The organism is Methanobacterium alcaliphilum (assembly GCF_023227715.1).
GTDB lineage: Archaea > Methanobacteriota > Methanobacteria > Methanobacteriales > Methanobacteriaceae > Methanobacterium_E > Methanobacterium_E alcaliphilum.
In genome coordinates, this window is record NZ_JALKIF010000002.1 from 45,006 (window position 1) to 64,306 (window position 19,301).

Genomic DNA, 19,301 nt, shown 5'->3' on the forward strand with positions numbered 1-19,301 from the left:
TTAAATAATAGTTCAATCAAAGAAATTCATCTCTTTAAGATATTTAATGAACATTATAAGATACTCATCACTTATTAAAGGCCATTGATATCCTAATCTATATAAAATTTGAATAGTGTAGTCATTAACTACTGTCACCAGAGCTCTCCCTTTACCTTTACCCATACCCATTGCAGTAACCAATCCGGAAATAGCATCCTGTTTGGTGTCATCTTCTCTGGCAGCAGCAAAAGCTTCTTCGAATTCATCTTCCTCAGCACCAGAAATTATAAACCCAACCTTCCTCATCATTTCCACAATATCTGCAATATAAATCTGGTGGTTGTTGAATACATGGAAAATAGTGCATCCTTGGGGAGTTTGGCCTAAGAGTAGAATTGCCCTTGATGCTAAGTCAATAGGGGTGAGCTCTACTTTACCTCCTAATACTGAATATGGTATTCTCTCAATGGCCGCATATGCTCTAAGGCGGTTTACAAAACCATTAGTTTCAAAATTGATCTGGAATTCACTATCAGATTGTCGGGCCATCAAATTACCAACACGTACAATCTTACCATTTAATCCTTCATTAATAGCCTCTAAAACAACTCTTTCTGCCTTGAATTTGCTGCTTAAATATTTATTATCCAGAGATTGACCCACATATATAGTCCTCTCATCAAATTCAGTGTCAAGAGAGGGTACGTTATTCACACTTTCACCAGCCACACTGGTAGTGGAAACCTGGATATATTTACAACCTTTCTTTTTACAGAAATCAACACCATTTATCACACCCCCAATGTTAATGTCTTCAATCTGTGTTCCTGCAGCAAAGTGTTTTACATTAGCTGCGCAGTTAATAACAGTGTCTATAGCAAAGCCCCTTGATTTTTCAAAATCAGCTTTACTGGTGATATCTCCCTCAATAACGTGAATTCTTGAACCAAATAATTCTTCATAATTTTCGCTGAAGTAATAGAACAATAAGGTTTTCAAACGATTTTCAGGTGTGGTGTGTCTTCCTTTTCTTAACATACAGTAAATGGATCCGGTTTCATTTTCCAAAAACTCTCTTAAAATATGTATTCCTAAAAATCCAGTAGCTCCAGTTAACAGTACATTGCCCAATTTTTCTATTTCCCCATTTACAAAATTTTTAATAGTATTTTTTTCTAAAATTTCATTGATAGCATCGTAAGAATATGCTTCCTGTTCTTTTACAGAATCCTCAGCCTCTGTTATGACTTTGGCTAAATCACGAGGACATGGGTGAGCAAAAACATCACCATATTTTATTTCATATCCCTGATTTAATGCTTCAATTGTGATTTTAGTTACTAATAAAGATGTTCCACCTAAATCAAAGAAATTATCAGTGACACCTACCTTGGGTATGTCCAGTATTTCAGCAAAGGCCCGAGCAAAGAATTTTTCAATATCATTTTCTGGTGCAACATATATTCTTTCTTTTAATATCGGCTCAGGGAGAGCTTTAAGATCAGTTTTACCATTAGGAGTTTGTGGCAATTTATCAAGAGGCATGAAAATAGTGGGCACCATGTATTTAGTCAGTCTCTTTTTTAATTCATTTTTCAAGTCATCAATATCAATTTCACAATCATAAGTAAAGTAAGCACATAAATGGTCCTGGGATTGAACCTTTTTAACAACCACTGTTACTGATTTAATACCATTATAATCAGAAATAGCACTTTCGATTTCCCCTATTTCAATCCTTAAACCTCTTAACTTAATTTGATTATCTAACCGTCCAAAAATATTATATTCACCGTTTTTTTCTTTGCTAGCGAAGTCCCCGGTTTTATAATAAGGAATGCCGTCAATGGATATGAACTGTTCTCGGTTTAGTTCTTCTCGATTCCAATATCCTCTGGCAACCCCCATACCACCAACATACAATTCTCCAATAACCCCACAAGGTAAAGGATTCCCATCCAGATCCATAACTTTCTCGGTTACATTTAATAATGGTTTACCTACAGTGATTTTATTGATATCTGTGATATGTTTAGTGTTACATGAAATAGTAGTTTCTGTAGGGCCGTATACATTATATATCTCTCCCGATGTGCAATCTAGAAGTTTTTTGTGTAATTGGGGTGGATATTTTTCACCTGCAACACTGATCACCTTACAATTAGATAATGCTTCACAAATCCCATCAATTTCTAGATATTGCAACATCCTGGAAGGTGTTGCACTGAATGAATCTGCACCTGACTTTTTAAATAATTTTACAAGTTCCAATGGATTTTTAGATTCATCGTCATTGGCAAATACCAGTGCGCGCCCATTCATAAGAGTAATGAAAGTTTCATGTAAAAAAACATCAAAAGAAACCGTAGTGATGGACAACATTTTACGAGCTTTATTTACAAATGCATGAGCATAACAATTTTCAGGATCAGGAGATAGATAATTGCTGATATTACTGTGTGTTAACATTACTCCCTTTGGTTTTCCAGTTGAGCCAGAAGTGTATATGAGATAACATAGATTTTCAGGAGATATTTGTATTTTCGGGTTTTCTTCATTATCTTCCATCAATAATTCATCCACATCTAAAGCACCTGGGAAACCCTCAGAACTTATAATGTAACGAGCACTGCTATCATGCAGAACATGATTTACCCGGTCATCAGGATATTCGGGATCCACAGGAATAAAAGCACACCCTGCCTTTATAATACCCAGTACCGTGGCTATAAGACGGCTATCTCTTTTTAAAATAAACATAACCCTATCTTCGATTTCCACCCCCCTTTTGATAAGTGCATTGGCAATACGATTAGCTTTTCTATTTAGTTCATTATAAGTGAAATTCCCATCTTCAGAAATTAGAGCAACCCTATCCCCACTGACCTGGACTTGGTTTTCAAATATCTTATTGACCAGTGGCTCAGCCACAGGTTTTACCTGGAATTCTTTTACTTTTTCATCTTCAAGTAGAATAGATATATTTTTTAATAAGCCCCGAGGGTTTTGAATTAGTTTATTTACCACCAATTCCAAGCTTTTTATGAAAGTCTCCATTAAATCTCTAGAATAGAGTGCATCATTATATTGGACTAATAAGTGGAATCTGGTTCCAGTATCTATAATATTAACACTTAATTTGAATTTCAGTGCTTCATATTCCAGACTTTCCCTTTCAAATGTATGGCCGTTTATAGTTATATCCTCAATTATCTTTCCATGGAATGCATATAAAAATTCAGGAAATATTTCATATTTATCTGAAATCCTGGTGAAAGGATAAATTTCATATTTTAGCACATCTAGCCAGATATTTTCCACATAATCGAAGAAATCGGATGCTGAAGTATTAGTATCTATATTCAAAGCCAACGGCAAAGTTTTAACCATCATGGCAATGGTATTCTGGAAATTAGGATTACTTCTACCATTAGAAATTGTGGAGATAAGTATATTCTTATTATAAACAAACTTAGTTAGATTGAATACTGTGGCAGCTAAAAATAAATTATTAGGAGTAATTGAATTTGTTTTACAAAAAGTTTCCACGATATTTTTATCTAAAGAAACTCCAATTTCGCCTAAATTACCATCTTTTTCTTTCCCCTTGAGATCTGGAGATATGACTGTAGCGCTATCAAAATCTTCCATTTTTCCTTCAAAGTAATCCTGGGCCTGAGAATAAATCTGACTTTTTTCAAGCTCCAGTTCTTCTAAACTTAAGTCAAAGCCATCATATTCTTCTTCATCGATTAAAACTCCATCATAACTTTTTCCAAGGTCATTAAACAGAATGTTTAAAGCCGTGCCATCCACCATTATATGGTGAAAATCAGATAGAAGAACGGTTTCATCCATAAAAGTATAAATTTCAAAACGGAATAATGGGCCTTCAAATAGGGAGAAAGGTTTTATGAAATCTTTTATAATTCTATCATCAACAATTCCCTGCTTTATATCAATGGATATTTTCAAGTCATCCTGCCTTTGTTGATAAATTTCCCCGCTTTGCATCACCATTCTAGTTTTAATATAAGGGTGTTTTGAAATAACTTCCATTAAAGCAGATTTTAGTTTCTCAGAGTCAATATCTTTAAATCTTATTATTTTAGGTAGATTATAAGTTAACTTTTCAGGGTTTTTAACACAGTCAAAATAAACTCCTAATTGATTTTGTGTTAGTGGATAAAATTCCTGTATTTTATAATGTTTTTTTTCAATAATTGATGCTGAAGAAACTTCTTTGGCTATTTCCCGAATGTTTCGAGCTCTCATTATACTAGTAACATTAACATTTAAATCAAATTTCTGTGAAATTTTAGTTACTAATTTAAGAACAGATAATGAAGTAAGACCCAATTGGAATAAATCAGTTATGACTCCAAAGTTAGTTGTATCTAAAATGTCTGAACACATTTCAAAGATATCTTTTTCTAAATCATTTTCAGGAGATATTATCTCATCAAGAAGAGAATCAGTCTCTTCAGGATTAGGTAGATTCCTTAAATCAGTTTTCCCATTAGGAGTCATAGGGAAACTTTCCATTTTAACGAAATATGATGGAACCATGTAAGCAGGCAATTTATCTAAAAGATTATTTCTTAACGAATTAATATCAATCTCATTTTTTTCAGTGAAATAAGCGCATAAGTGCTCACTATCATGCACAGTTTTTACCACCACATAAGCAGACCTAATTCCATTGTAATCAGTTATTGCGTTTTCAACTTCCCCCAGTTCAATCCTTAAACCTCTCAATTTAATCTGCCGATCCATCCTACCTAAAACATAAAGTTCCCCGGTATTATCTCTTTTTGCCAAATCTCCCGTGTTATAATAACGTAAACCATTATAATTGATAAACCGCTCTTTGGTGAGTTCTTCATTATTCCAGTAACCTCTTGCTACCCCTGCACCAGCCACATATAATTCACCAACCACATTGTGAGGTAATGGGTTAGCATCAATGTCCATAATTCTATCTGTAACATTAAGAAGAGGTTCACCTGCCGAAATATCGTCACTGGTTATGAGTTTTCCATGAGATGCAATTGTGATTTCAGTTGGTCCGTAGGAATTATATATTTCAGCGTAAGTATATTTTGAGAGCATATTATAGAGTTGTGGAGGGAATGTTTCACCCCCTACAATTATAAACTTGCATCGAGGCATTATTTTTTGTATTTCTTCTATCTCTAAATACTGCAATAATCGAGTAGGTGTTGCACCAAAAGCATCTGCTCCTGTTTGTTCAAATAGTTTCACCAGTTCAATAGGATTTATTGATTGTTCTTCATTAGCAAATACAACAGGCATGCCATTAGTTATGGTGGCAAGGATTTCACGAAGGAATACTATGAAAGATACAGTTGATATGGATATCATTTTACGTGCTCTATTTAGAAGAGCATGTATAGGAATGTTTTGTGGGTCTGGTGACACATAATTGGTTATGCCTCCATGAGTTAACATAACCCCTTTTGGTTTCCCAGTTGAACCAGAAGTATATATGAGATAGCACAGATTTTCTGGTGTTATTTTAGGATTAGGATTTTCTTCATTAGATTCCAGGAGTAAATCATCCACATTCAATGCATTAGGCAATTCTTTATCAGTTATGATAAATTTTGCATCACTATCTTCTATAACTTGCATTATTCTCTCTTCAGGGTATTCTGGGTCAACAGGAATAAAAGCACATCCTGCTTTTACAATACCCAACATCGCTGCAATGAGACGACTGTCACGTTTTAGTATGAAAAGGATCCTATCCTCTAAATCAACCCCTTTTTTAATGAGGGCATTGGCAATACGATTAGCTTTTCTGTTGAGTTCATCATAAGTCAATTCACCATCATCGGCAATTAAAGCTATTTCATTCCTACTTAGAGTTACCCTTTTTTCAAAAAGTCGGTTTAATAATGGCTCTTCCACAGGAGTAAATAGAAATTTATCCTCTTTTTTATCGTTTTCAAGGATAGAAATATTTTTTAATTGTTCTCCCGGATTTTCCATTAATTTATTAATTAGAACATTAACACTTTCAGTGAAAGTGTCCATTAACTCTTTTGAATATATCGCATCATTGTAATGAGTGGTTATATTGAATTCTTTTTTATCATCTTCAACAAATAAACCTAATTTGTGCTGATTTGGGTTTAAATTATAATTCTCCCCGTTTGATGGATCAAAGGCGTAAATAAACTCGGGCGCAATATAATTCTCACTGAAGATATGGCTGAAAGGATAATAATCATAATCAACAACTTCAAGGAATAACTCGTTTATAATATTTAGATACTCCTGAGTAGTTTTATCTGTATCAATATTAATGGCAAAAGGCAGTTCCCGGCAGTTATTGTTAGAAAGTATGGAGATTAAAATATTTTTAGCGAAAACAAATTTTACTAAAGCAAACTGTACTGCTGATAAAAATAGATTATTGGGCGTTATATCGCTGTTCCTGCAAAATTCTTCAATCATGGTTTTTTCAATTCTAGTGGATGTTTTTTTGAAAAATCCATCTTCTTCTTTACCACTGAGATCTTGAGAAATAACAGTTGCACCATCAGTGTTTTTAAACAATTTTTTAAAGTATTTTTCAGCCCTGTGAAAATCGCTGGTTTCGATTTCAAGATCGTCGCATATTACATCATGATTGTCTGCGAGAATATAGAGTAGTTTCCTTATATTTTCAACTATAATCGATATCTGCTCATCAGAGAAACACCCCGCATTATATTCTATGACTAAAAGTTGTAAGCCGTCTTTATCTTTTAATGATGGATTTACCCGTATGTGGAACGGAAATTCACTTTTAGAATTATTAAATAAGAATTCAACTTCAGAATCTGTTGAATTGGACACCATGGAATACATAGACAACATGGCAGGGTCTATTCCTTTCTGTTGTAATTTCGGCCCATACTTATTAAAAGATAATTTTCCATGGGACAGGCCATTTTTAAGGACAGATTTTGTGTATAATAATGCTTCTTTAAAAGACCTTCTTTTATCATAAACCAAACGAAGAGGCATCATATTTACAAACATGCCCATCATAAAAGGGATATTATCCCCAAAATCCCTACCATGGTAAACGCTATTCCAAACCATGTCTTTACTGCAGTTGCTCTTGTTAAAGTAGAGAGATACTGCAGATAATGCTAATATGAATGGAGATATTTTTTCACCATTAACTGATGCTAATTTCTTTAATTTTTCTCTCAACTCATCTTCCAGATAGAAATAACTACGATTGATATTTAAATCCTCAGATGAATACCAATCATTAGAATATCCCTCTAGATTTGAAAGCCAGAAATCCTCATCATTTTTTGCTTTTTCACTGGAAATATATTCTTTTTCTTTTTCAACATAATCTTCATAAGGATTATAAGGATATTGATATGTTTCTCCTTTTTTTAGGGCTAAAATACAGTTTTTCAATTCTTTAGCAAAGATATTCACCGATGTTCCATCCATTATTATGTGATGGGTCCTTCCCAATACAATGATTTCTTTTTTAGTTTTTAGAAGTTTAAATTCAAATAGTGGAACATCAAAAATCTTTTTAAAAGGTTTTTTAGAAAAAGATACTATAAAATCATTAATTTCATTATTATTATTTTCTGACAAATCTATAACTGAACATGAACTTTTTTCATCCGCATAGTACTGCATGAAATTCATAGATTCGTCTTTTTTTATTCGCAATTGGATGTTGCCATCTATGGCAATATCAAGAGCTTTTTTCACATATTTTTCATCTTTTAATGGGAATTCTAATTTAAATGATAGAATATATGCTTCGTTTCCAGGTTTACTAATCTCAGTTATAATTGTCCTTTTTTGTGCATTGGATAAATCAAAATAATCCATAGTAATCCTCTCCTTTTCCCACTTTTTAGATCTCCTTTTTCATTTCCATCTTTTTTTCAACATCAGTTAATTGTATTAAAATAGGCTCACTGACACTTTTTTTTGAGCATACACCTAGCATATATCCACCATTACAAATTTCCCATATTCCAAATTTACTGGTATTCCCATTATGTGACAATTTTATTTCATCATTGATCTCAATACAGAAATCATCAAGTGGTAATCTAAATCCTAATCCTGTCATTTTCATATAACTTTCTTTTAAAACCCATAATTCAAAAAAAGCCTTTTTTTTAAACTTATTATTTATAATGTAGTCATATTCATTACTATAAAAATAATTTTCTGCTATATTTAAATCTATATCATGGATATATTCAATATCCACACCAACAGGAGAATCAGAAACAACACAGGCCACATAATATTCAGAATGTGATAAATTAAAAAAAATATCAGGATAATTTTTTAGATATGGTTTATCATATTTATCTATATCAAATACTGGATCAAAAACACCTATTTTGCCTAAAGCATATCTAAGTAAAATTTCGACACCTATAGACAATTTTTTGTCCTTTTGGTGGATGTACTGGTTGGATTTTTTTATCCTCTCAGGAGAAACATGACTCTCGATTTTATACAAATCAAGCCCAGAAACATCCATGTAATATAACATCATTTGAGATCATTGGTAATCGTTTTAGTTATATAAATGCCTAATATTTGATTATTTAAATTATCTCTATTGTTATTTGGAACTATTATTAATTAAATGATTGCCACATCTAATTATTATATGTTATGGATTTTCCAATACTAATAATAGAATTGCAATAAAAGTATATTAAAGAAGGAGAATATGTTCTTTTAATGGTCTGAATAGAGAAAAAAACTATTTATTTACAAGGATTAGGATTTGTGTAAAATATCCATTAAAAATTGATTGAAATTTAACTGGTATTTCATGTTTAAAAAAATTATTCATTTAAAAAATCTTCTAAACGCTTAATTGCACTTATTTTTTGTTTATTTTCTAGTTGAGATTGATCAAGCGCTTCTTTTAAAGTATTTATGGAATTATCATAAACTTCCCTATCTACAGGATAAGGAAATCCATCTTTGCCCCCATGGGTGAAGCTATATTTAACTGGATCTTTCCAGCTGGCGGGTTTTCCAAAGACTAAATCAGATATTAAAGCAAGTGCCCTAATTTTTTTTGGTCCTAGGCCTTTTAATAGAATTAATTCTTCATAATTTTCAGGTTGTATTTCCCATGCTTGTTTTAAAACCTCAAACTCATTATCACTTAAATCCATATCCAAAACAGGATGATGATTAGGCATATTAAGTTCTTGATAATCATTTGAAAAATCCGAAATAAGCATTTGCACCCCACCTTTATATCTGAAATATTTCCGAATATGATCCGGATTATCACAGATCAAATCAACACTAATTTGTCGAGCATCATCACTGCCTGTTGCGGTCATATTAAGGACTTTTTTTTCACAAGAATCACAAGATATGGCTGAATGAGGTTCTTCAATATAAGTATCAACTTCTTCTCCTAACCAGTGATAACGGCGGGCATAATTATTGAAGTTATTCATTCCCTGTTGGACTACTGCCCAATTGCCCTTTTCATTTAAAAAAAAGTTGTGTTGATAAAGTTGATATCCATCCTGTATACATGAATTATCAATTTTTGCAGAAATACGACTGGATTGAACCATTTTTTCAATTTTTTTAGTGCTAATAGAAAATAAATTTTGAGAATCTAGAATTTCTTGAGGAGTTTTTCGTGAATTTTTTCCTTTTCCACCTGCTACTAAAATGCCGTGCTCTTCCCATTTTAAAGCAATTTTAAGAGCACCACAAGTAGTTGTAGTAGTGCCTGATGAATGCCAGTCAAATCCAAGAACACAGGAAAATGCTTGAAACCAAAAAGGATTAGATAAACGTCGCAGGAGTTCATCACTCCCATATTCATCTATTATGACCTCACTTATCCCACCAGCCAGTTTAATCATCCGACTAAATAGCCATCTAGGAGGATGCCCTCCATGTAAAGGTAAGTTAGCTATGCCTTTCCGTTTCATAAAATATTATTTGTTATACTAAAATAAAGAATTTTAGTGAGAGCATAAAAAAAGAATTTAATGAAATAGGTTGTTAGGTTTTTACATATCAGCGAGTTCTGTAGTTGCTTGTTATCGGGTTTTAGTTTGGAGACTATTGGGCTGCTAAAAGTACAGTTAAGTATGTAATTTTTGCTGTTGATTTGTTGTATAGGATGGTATTTGTTCGTAGCCCACACCGTTTTGAAGAATTTGTTAAAGTCTTCGATTTTACTTCGTATTGACTTTAAATCGTCCCATTTATCGTATAATTTACTTAATTTACTGACTAATTGTTCGTATAATTTTTTTAATGGATTTTCTGTCCCGAATAATTCTAGTGGAGAATTATAAAAAAATCAGATATGGTCCAAATAGAATTCAATTTTAAATAGATATTTATTGTTTTTTTTCTATTCCAGAATGCGTTATTCGGACACCTTTGTCTGCAATGTAGGGTGGGCCGGGCCATAAATTTTATTGTTTATTTCCCGTTAACTGGCAGGTTTATCATTTTCCAAACTTTAGACTTTAAAAGTACCACTACAAACACTGCTAAAAGCACGGTTCCAATAACAGAACCCAGGATAAGATTATCAGAATTTGCAATGAATGATGTTGCCACGGGAGCGGTTTTATTATTAATTAAATGTAGTATTACCGCAATCCAGATACTTCCAGTCTTTAAAACAGCGTAACTAAAAATAGTGCCCAGAACAATGCAATAAAGAATCATTAATACATTTCCAAGGATAGGGTATCCTGGATAATTATGTCCCAACACTATGAGCACACTGTGCCATAATCCCCATATGATACCAAGTATTAAAACACCATTATAACCTCCTAAAAGTGGAAATAGTCTGTCTTGGAGGTAGAATCTCCACCCGTATTCTTCTCCAAAATAGGAGGGCCATAATATGAAGAAAAACAAAATTAAACTGGGCATCCAGGTGTTAAAGAACATGTAAAGGTTAAATTCTGTGGCTGGAGAGCCTAATCCAGAGATATAATAAAGAATAGGAGTTATAATGAGTATTACAGAAAAAATGAGTGGTAAAATAATGTAATATTTGATATTTTTTCCAAAGTATAATTTTGAGAGCTTTAAACCATCTCTCCATTTCTTTTTCAAGTTCAGCACGATTAGAGTTAAAATTCCTAAAACACCAACAATACCTGAAAGGAGCGGTTTACCCATTATGCTCCCTATAATTGGTGGGAAAAAGCTTTCAAAAAGGAATAGAACTACATATACCAGGAAAAATGTGAATATAATTTTTGTTTCTGTAGTTAAGGCATGGGATTTGAAGTATGCCATACAGAATATGGCAACTATGGCTGGCATGAACATGGAAGCTGAAAGTGCCACACTCCACAATGGAGATGTATATGATAAAGGACCCGCAATGGCATAAATACCTAATTGAAGAATATAAGTAGCTGCAAAAGTGATAATTAAAAATGTATATAATTCTTTTTTAAGTTGTCCCCTTTCTAAAACTGCTTCAGTCAAAAAAACATGCCCCCTCATCAATATCCAAAAGTTATCTGGTATTGTATTTTTATTTTAATATAAATATTATGTCTAACAACTTGCATTTAGGATTTTTTATATCGTGAACTGATGGCATTTTCATTTATATCGCCAAAAATAATATTTAAAAACAATTATTTAATTTTTTTGATATAAAAACCATTTAAAATCAATATAACCAAACTAAAAAAGTAATTTGAAAAAACAAACTACAAAAATAAGCAAAACAACCAGTCAAATTGCCTAGATTTTCACATTAAATTTAACACCATATAAATGGAAATTTAGATGATAAAACCACCTAAAATTAATAAAAAAGAGATTTATATTATAAGTTTATATTAAAATTTAAAAGCAAAAATACAATTAGGTGCTCCACTAGCAATAGTTGCTTTTCTTTTTACACTGCCTTCTAAATTAGTCCATTCAAAACTTCTTTTAATCATAGAATGACAGTTTAAACAAAAAACAGGATTCTTTTTTGCCTCATTTATCCAGGGGCAGTTATCGAACTCAAAATACCATCGAGGGCTTTTATCAACAAAGCCTACTCTGATTCCAAAGCTGGTGAATAGTCTAGTCAACCATTCAAAATAAGCTTCAAATATTTCCCCACCATCTGAACTTTGGTCTACACCTTTTTCTTGCATTTCACGAATAAAACCAGGTTTCATATCTTCTTCTAGTCTCTCAGAAAATACACGAGAGAGTAAATTTCTCATTTCAAGTTCATTTTGTGAGCTGGAAGTGGGCATTGATCTAACAATGAAATCGTAAAAATCAGCTAAAATCTTTTCTTTAATTATTTCCTGTTGTTTTTTAGCAGATTTATGTTTATAATAAGCCATTTCAATATTGGCATTTAATTCACTGGATTTGAAAGGTTTGATTATATACCCATAAGGTTCAGTTACTCTAGCCCTCATCAACATTTCTTCATCAGCATAAGCCGTTAAATAAATAATAGGAATATCCAGTTCGTCATGGATTAATTGTGCCGCTTCTATACCATCCATGTCCCCCTTTAGAACGATATCCATTAAAATTATGTCAGGCCGGTGTTCTTTAGCAGCATTTATAGCATCTTCACCTGAAGCAACCATCTTCACCACGTTATGGCCCATATTTTCCAATTTATGTTTAATACCCAGAGCCACAATACTTTCATCTTCCACCACCAGAACTCTTGCACTGACCAATCAAATCCTCTCCTTATATCTTATCTCTTTAAATTTAATCTTGAATTTAGAAGGTTTTGAAATCTCCATAACTCCATCAATCTGGTTTACCAGGTTATTTACAATTTGCAATCCCAGAGTATTAGTTTGATTTAAATCTAAATTTTCAGGTAATCCCACCCCATTATCACAAATCATTAAACTATACTCATCATCATTTAATTTATGCAGCGATATTAATATACTCCCCTTTCCATCAGGAAATGCATATTTAAGTGAATTCGAAACAAGTTCATTTATTATGAGTCCACAGGGGATAGCAGTTTCAATACCCATTAAAACATCATCTACCTCAAGTTTTGCTTCTAACTTATGAATATCCATCCCATAAGAGTCAAAGAGATCACTTATCATGCTCTGGATATAATCTGTAAGATTTATCTTAGATATATCCTGTGAATGATATAATTTCTCATGGATTAATGCTATGGCCTGGATTCTATTTTGACTTTCATTATAAAATTCAGATATTTGCTCATCATCAACTTGAGCCGATTGTAAAGTTAATAGAGTAGATATAATTTGGAGGTTATTTTTTACTCGGTGATGTATTTCCCTAAGTAAAAGTTCCTTTTCTTTAAGGGATTTTTTAATTTTATCCTCAGCAATTTTACGGTCTGTGATATCCATGAAAGAAATTAATCCTTTATTAGTGGCAGGTATAATATCAGAAGTGGCAAAGAAAGTTTTGGTAGTCCCTTTTCTATTAATAAGGCTTACCACATAATTTTTAGGCAGTGCATTGGGATTTATTCTCTGCAATCTCTGATATCCTTCCATTCTTTCCAGATCATCAGGCGACACAAAATTTAACCACGACATTTTTGATTCAATTTCATTTTTGTGGTAGCCTGAAAACTTTTCAAATTCACTATTTACCAGAGATATAACCATATTTTCATCAAAAATTAAAAATAATGTTCCTGTATTTTCAAATATGGCCCTGTATTCTTCTTCTTGCTTTTTAAGGGCTTTTTCAGCAATTTTTTGCATAGTTATATCTTTACCTAATAAAAAATAAGTATTTGCAGAATCAGTGTCAATTAAAGTACTGGAAAGGATTAGGACTTTTTCCTTTCCATTTATATTGAATATTATTTCCATATCCTCTGTTTTATCAAGAAACAAATTTTCAAAATCATTATCATTAACCCAATAATTAATTTTTCTATTAACAAGTTGTTCTTTTTCACTTTCCATGAAATTTAATGCAGCATTATTAAAGTCAATTAAGTTTCCATCGCGATAGCAAACAAAAATAGGATTTTTAGATTTTTCAAACAGAGTACGGTATTTTCTCTCACTTTCTTTTAAAGCTTTTTCTGCAAGCAAATGCTCATGTTTTTGTTCGGCTTCTTTCAAAGCCCTTATCACAGCATGTGGAAGTTTAGTAAGATTATTTTTAAGCACATAGTCGGTAGCACCTTTTTTAAGCATTTCAACAGCGTAATCTTCCCCTATTTTACCACTGACAAATAAAAAAGGTGTGTGAGGTGTTATCTCATTAGTAATTTTAAGTGCAGCAGGACCATCAAAAGTAGGTAGTGAATGATCTGCCAGTATTATATCTGGTTTAAATTCTTGCAGTTCACGGACAAAATCATTCTCTTTCTCAACAATATGGGATACAAAATCCATTCCCTCTTTCTTGAGTTCTCTTTCAGCTAATTCCGCATCAAGAGGAACATCTTCCAAAATTAGAACTTTAATTTTATTGTTCATAGAATCATTAGATTTTTTATAATTTATCAAACGATTGGTAAGTATTTTAAAAAGTAAAAATCATTAAGGTGGATTATTTATTAACATCCAATAAAAGCCCAGCGTAGATACAGCATCAATAAATTCATCAAACTCTACAGGTTTGCTAACGTAACTATTAACACCTAATTTATAACTTTCTACTATATCCCTATCTTCTTTAGATGATGTTAGAACAACTACTGGTATTTTTCTAGTATTTTCTTCAGCCTTTATTCTTTGGAGAACTTCAAGACCATCAACTTTAGGCATTCTCAAATCAAGGAGTATTAATTTTGGAAGATCCTCAGGGTTCCTATGAGAAAAATCACCTGTGGCGAAAATGAAATCCAATGCTTCCGCACCATCCTTAACCCAAACAACTTGATTAGCTAAATTTCTCCGTTTTAAAGCCCTCATGGTTAGTTCTGCATCAGTAGGATTGTCTTCAACCAGTAAAATTTCTATTTCTTCCATTCCCATCTAATCACCTTAGTATAAACTTTTTTAAGAGGAGTTAAATTAATAAATTATTTATCCAAAATTATAAGATAAATAGCTGGAAAATAAATTCCGGAGACTATTTACCGTTTTTAGGCATGGAGAAGTAAATAATAGCACCTTCATCCACTGCACCTTCACCCCATACCTTTCCATTGTGTCTTTTTATTATCCTCTGAACAATAGAGAGCCCCACTCCTGTACCTTCAAATTCTTCTGGGCTGTGTAATCGCTGGAAAAGACCAAATAATTTATTAATATATTTCATATCAAATCCAGCACCATTATCCTGGACATAAAAAACATATTCATTTTTTTCTTCAATACACCCAACAGTTATCTCTGCAGGGTCTTTATGGCTTGTGAATTTTAGAGCATTACCAATTAAATTACTGAATACCTGATACATTAAAGATCTATCACCAAAAACTGGTGGGAGATCCTCCACCATAAAATTTATATTTCGACCTTCAGTTTGGGTACTGAACTCACCATATATATTTTCTACTAAACTATTCATATCTAATTGATTAATATTCATTTCCTGTCGGCCGGCGCGGGATAACAATAGTATATCATCAATAAGTTGACCCATTTTTCTCGTATTATCCCTAATAATATTTAAAAGCCGTATACCTTCCTCATCTAATGTATCTTCATAATCTTCAACCATTATCCTGGAAAACCCATCAATAGCCCTTAAAGGAACCCTTAAATCGTGGGATACAGAATAAGCAAACGCTTCCAGTTCATCATTGGCATCTTCTAATTTTTCTGTCTGCTTTTTAAGTTCTTCATTTAATTTTCGGAGGGAACGAACACGTTCTATACGCTCAGAAAGTAAGGCAACCATAACCACAATAAGCATCAAAAGAATTAATCTAAATGAGTCTTCAGATATATTGAATCCCAAAGAATTAGATAAGGGTTGTAAAACTAATAAAGCTATAGCCACAGCCACTGGGAACAATATTAACAATTTTTTACGCCCCAATACTATCCCCATAATAAAGGGCACTGGGAAAAAATTAAAACCATTCAGATGGAAATTCATCTGATGAAAAAGATTAGAACTATTTTGCAGCCCCAAAAAAATCAAGACAAAAATTATGATTAACAAGAAGAAATTTTGAGTTTCTATTTTTAATTTCTCTGTAATCATGGTTATCACAATTTATATTATTTTTTAATTAATATAAAATATTAACTCATGACAACTATAAAAAACATTGGAATATTTGACTTCTATCTATAAAATTTGGAATATACTAGGGATATACTTACATCCCGTAAGTGAAAAAAATAAAAAAACATAGAGTATTTAAAAATAATAAAGGGGTTGATAAAGTAAAGTAAAAACTTCTAATAATTATTTTAAAAAATTAATTATTTGAAATGTTTTTATTTATCAGATACTTCACTAACCAGTTTTCTAGTAAGTGGGGTTGAATTTTCACTAAGAATTTCCCTTAAAAAATCACCGGTGAAAGTTCCACTTTCTGCAATTTCTTCAGGAGTTCCTGTTGCCACCACCAGACCTCCTCCATCTCCACCTTCAGGTCCCAGATCAATTATATAATCCGCAGTCTTTATGACATCTAGATTATGTTCAATAACAACTACTGAGTTTCCAGAATCTGTTAATCTACCCAGGACATGGAGTAATCTTTTGATATCCGCAAAATGAAGTCCTGTAGTAGGTTCATCCAATATGTAGAATGTTTTGCCAGTACTCTGACGGCTTAATTCTTTTGCCAATTTTACTCGCTGAGCTTCTCCTCCAGATAATGTTGTGGCAGACTGTCCCAGTCTAATATAACCTAAACCCACATCATCAAGGGTTTGAAGTTTCTTTTTGATTTTTGGGATATTCTCAAAAAATTCAAGTGCTTCTTCCACAGTCATATCCAGAATTTCTGAAATATTTTTAGCCTTATATCGTATGTCTAAAGTTTCATCATTGTATCTTTTACCTTTACAGACTTCACAAGGCACATATACATCAGCTAAAAAGTGCATCTCAATTTTAATTATACCATCACCAGTACATGCCTCACAACGCCCCCCTTTAACATTGAAACTAAATCTTCCTGGTTTATAACCTCTTTTTTTAGATTCAGGAGTTTCTGCTAATAATTCACGGATATGAGTAAATACTCCAGTATAAGTGGCTGGATTAGAACGAGGTGTGCGGCCAATAGGAGATTGATCAATGATAATTATTTTATCAATATGTTGCACACCTTCAATTTTATCGTGTTTTCCAGCATTCATATGCTTGCGATTAATTTTTTCATACAGCCCCTTGTAAAGGATTTCATTGATTAAAGTACTTTTTCCAGATCCTGAAACACCAGTAATGCACGTGAAAACCCCTAGTGGTATCTCAACATCGATATTTTGCAAATTATTTTCTTTGGCACCGTATATAGTGATATTATTTCCATTAGAATTTCTTCTAGATGAAGGCAATGAAATGAATTCTCTTCGAGAAAGATAGCTGCCGGTTATGGAATCAGGATTTTCCATAATTTCTTGGGGTGTTCCACTGGCCACAAGATGGCCACCGTGTTCACCAGCCCCCGGCCCAATATCTACCACATAATCTGCAGATAATATAGTTTCTTCATCGTGTTCAACTACAATAAGCGTATTTCCAATATCTCTCAGTCTTTTAAGGGTTTCAATTAGCCTTACATTGTCTCTCTGGTGCAGCCCAATGCTTGGTTCATCAAGGATGTATAAAACACCCACCAACCCAGAACCAATTTGGGTCGCTAAGCGTATTCTCTGGGCCTCCCCACCAGATAGAGTACCGGAAGATCTTTCTAAAGTAATATAATCCAATCCCACATCGACTAAAAACTTTAATCTTTCATTGATCTCTTTTAAAACTTCTTTAGCGATGAAATTTTCTCTTTCTGTGAGTTTTAAATTCTTGAAAAATTCTTTTGACTCTTTAATGGGCATCTTCACAACTTCAAAGATAGATTTACCACCTACCGTTACAGAACGGCTTTCTGGTCTCAACCGACTTCCGTCACATACCGGACATTTATGATCACTCATAAACTGCCCCATGTAACTTCTCATATAATTGGATTTAGTTTCCATATATATACGTTCCATCCGTCGAATAACACCTTCAAATTTTCTCTTAACACGGTATGATCTATTTTTTCTTTTAAATGCAAATTCTATACGTTCAGACGAACCATATAAAATTGCTTTCCGGTATTCTGGATCCAATTCCTTAAAGGGGACATCCATACTAAAACCAAAGTGATCCGCAACCGCTTGCAGCATCTGTTGATAATAGTTATCCTTGTTTTTTGATTTACTCCATGGAACAACAGCTCCCTCATTTAGGGATAATTCTTCATGAGGAACCACTAGGTCTGGATCAATTTCCAGTTTGCTTCCCAAACCATTACATTCTGGGCATGCTCCATGAGGATTATTGAATGAAAACATCCTTGGGCTGATTTCTTCAAAGTTTATGCCGCACTCTACACACGCAAAGTGTTCACTATATATTTTTTCATGGTTATCTTTACCAGACCCATAAACGATAATAAGTATTCCCTCTCCTAATTCCAGAGCCGTTTCTACAGAATCTGCAAGTCTCCTCTGGAAATCAATATCTGATCTGATTACCAATCTATCCACAACGACTTCGATAGAGTGTTTTTTATTTTTATCAAGATCAAAATCTTCTTCTAAATCATGTATTCCACCATCAACCCTCACTCTCACAAAGCCTTTAGTCCTTAGATTTTCAAAGACCTTGAGATGTTCTCCTTTTCTATCTTTTACTACAGGGGCTAAAACTTGAATTTTCGTTCCCTCTCCATTTAAAAGAATATTTTCCACTATTTGGGTAGATGTTTGCTGTGAAATCTCTTTACCACAATTATAACAGTGCGGAGTACCAATTCTAGCAAATAAAAGTCTTAAATAATCATATATTTCAGTTATAGTTCCCACAGTAGATCGGGGATTCACCTTAGTTGTTTTTTGATCAATGGATATAGCTGGAGATAATCCTTCAATATAATCTATCTCTGGTTTTTTCATTTGTCCTAAAAATTGTCTAGCATAAGCAGATAATGATTCAACATATCTTCTCTGGCCTTCGGCATAAATGGTATCAAATGCCAGTGACGATTTTCCAGATCCACTGATCCCCGTAATCACCACTAATTCATCACGGGGAATATTAATGTCAATATTCTGTAAATTGTGCTCTCTAGCCCCTTTAAGGACTATTTTTCCTTTTTTATTCATAATTTCAGCACT

9 protein-coding genes are annotated in these 19,301 nt (G+C 32.9%); all 9 read right to left on the reverse strand.

Features of this window, described 5'->3' with window-relative positions:
* Positions 1 to 12: 12 nt before the first annotated feature.
* The 9 genes from MXE27_RS01530 to uvrA all read right to left on the reverse strand — a co-directional run bounded on the left by MXE27_RS01530 (position 13) and on the right by uvrA (position 19,289).
* Positions 13 to 7,863 carry a non-ribosomal peptide synthetase gene (locus MXE27_RS01530; RefSeq protein WP_248610636.1) on the reverse strand — a complete coding sequence of 2,617 codons (7,851 nt, stop codon included), beginning with the start codon at positions 7,861 to 7,863 and terminating at the stop codon, positions 13 to 15.
* A 25-nt stretch (positions 7,864 to 7,888) separates the two neighbouring features.
* On the reverse strand, positions 7,889 to 8,548 hold the full coding sequence (locus MXE27_RS01535; protein WP_248610637.1) for a 4'-phosphopantetheinyl transferase family protein: 660 nt from the start codon (positions 8,546 to 8,548) through the stop codon (positions 7,889 to 7,891).
* A 298-nt stretch (positions 8,549 to 8,846) separates the two neighbouring features.
* Positions 8,847 to 9,968: a DUF763 domain-containing protein gene (locus MXE27_RS01540; protein WP_248610638.1), complete on the reverse strand. Its 1,122-nt coding sequence runs from the start codon at positions 9,966 to 9,968 to the stop codon at positions 8,847 to 8,849.
* A gap of 502 nt (positions 9,969 to 10,470) precedes the next feature.
* Positions 10,471 to 11,502, reverse strand: a complete 1,032-nt coding sequence (locus tag MXE27_RS01545; protein ID WP_248610639.1) for a CPBP family intramembrane glutamic endopeptidase — start codon at positions 11,500 to 11,502, stop codon at positions 10,471 to 10,473.
* A gap of 362 nt (positions 11,503 to 11,864) precedes the next feature.
* Positions 11,865 to 12,722, reverse strand: coding sequence for a methanogen output domain 1-containing protein (locus tag MXE27_RS01550; protein WP_248610640.1), 858 nt, complete (start codon positions 12,720 to 12,722; stop codon positions 11,865 to 11,867).
* Complete coding sequence (locus MXE27_RS01555; protein ID WP_248610641.1) at positions 12,723 to 14,483, reverse strand: response regulator; 1,761 nt, start codon at positions 14,481 to 14,483, stop codon at positions 12,723 to 12,725.
* A 63-nt stretch (positions 14,484 to 14,546) separates the two neighbouring features.
* Positions 14,547 to 14,984: a response regulator gene (locus MXE27_RS01560; RefSeq protein ID WP_248610642.1), complete on the reverse strand. Its 438-nt coding sequence runs from the start codon at positions 14,982 to 14,984 to the stop codon at positions 14,547 to 14,549.
* 97 nt (positions 14,985 to 15,081) lie between these two features.
* Positions 15,082 to 15,996 carry a sensor histidine kinase gene (locus MXE27_RS01565; protein ID WP_248610643.1) on the reverse strand — a complete coding sequence of 305 codons (915 nt, stop codon included), beginning with the start codon at positions 15,994 to 15,996 and terminating at the stop codon, positions 15,082 to 15,084.
* Positions 15,997 to 16,403: 407 nt separating this feature from the next.
* Positions 16,404 to 19,289: an excinuclease ABC subunit UvrA gene (gene uvrA / locus MXE27_RS01570; RefSeq protein ID WP_425438257.1), complete on the reverse strand. Its 2,886-nt coding sequence runs from the start codon at positions 19,287 to 19,289 to the stop codon at positions 16,404 to 16,406.
* Positions 19,290 to 19,301 lie beyond the last annotated feature (12 nt).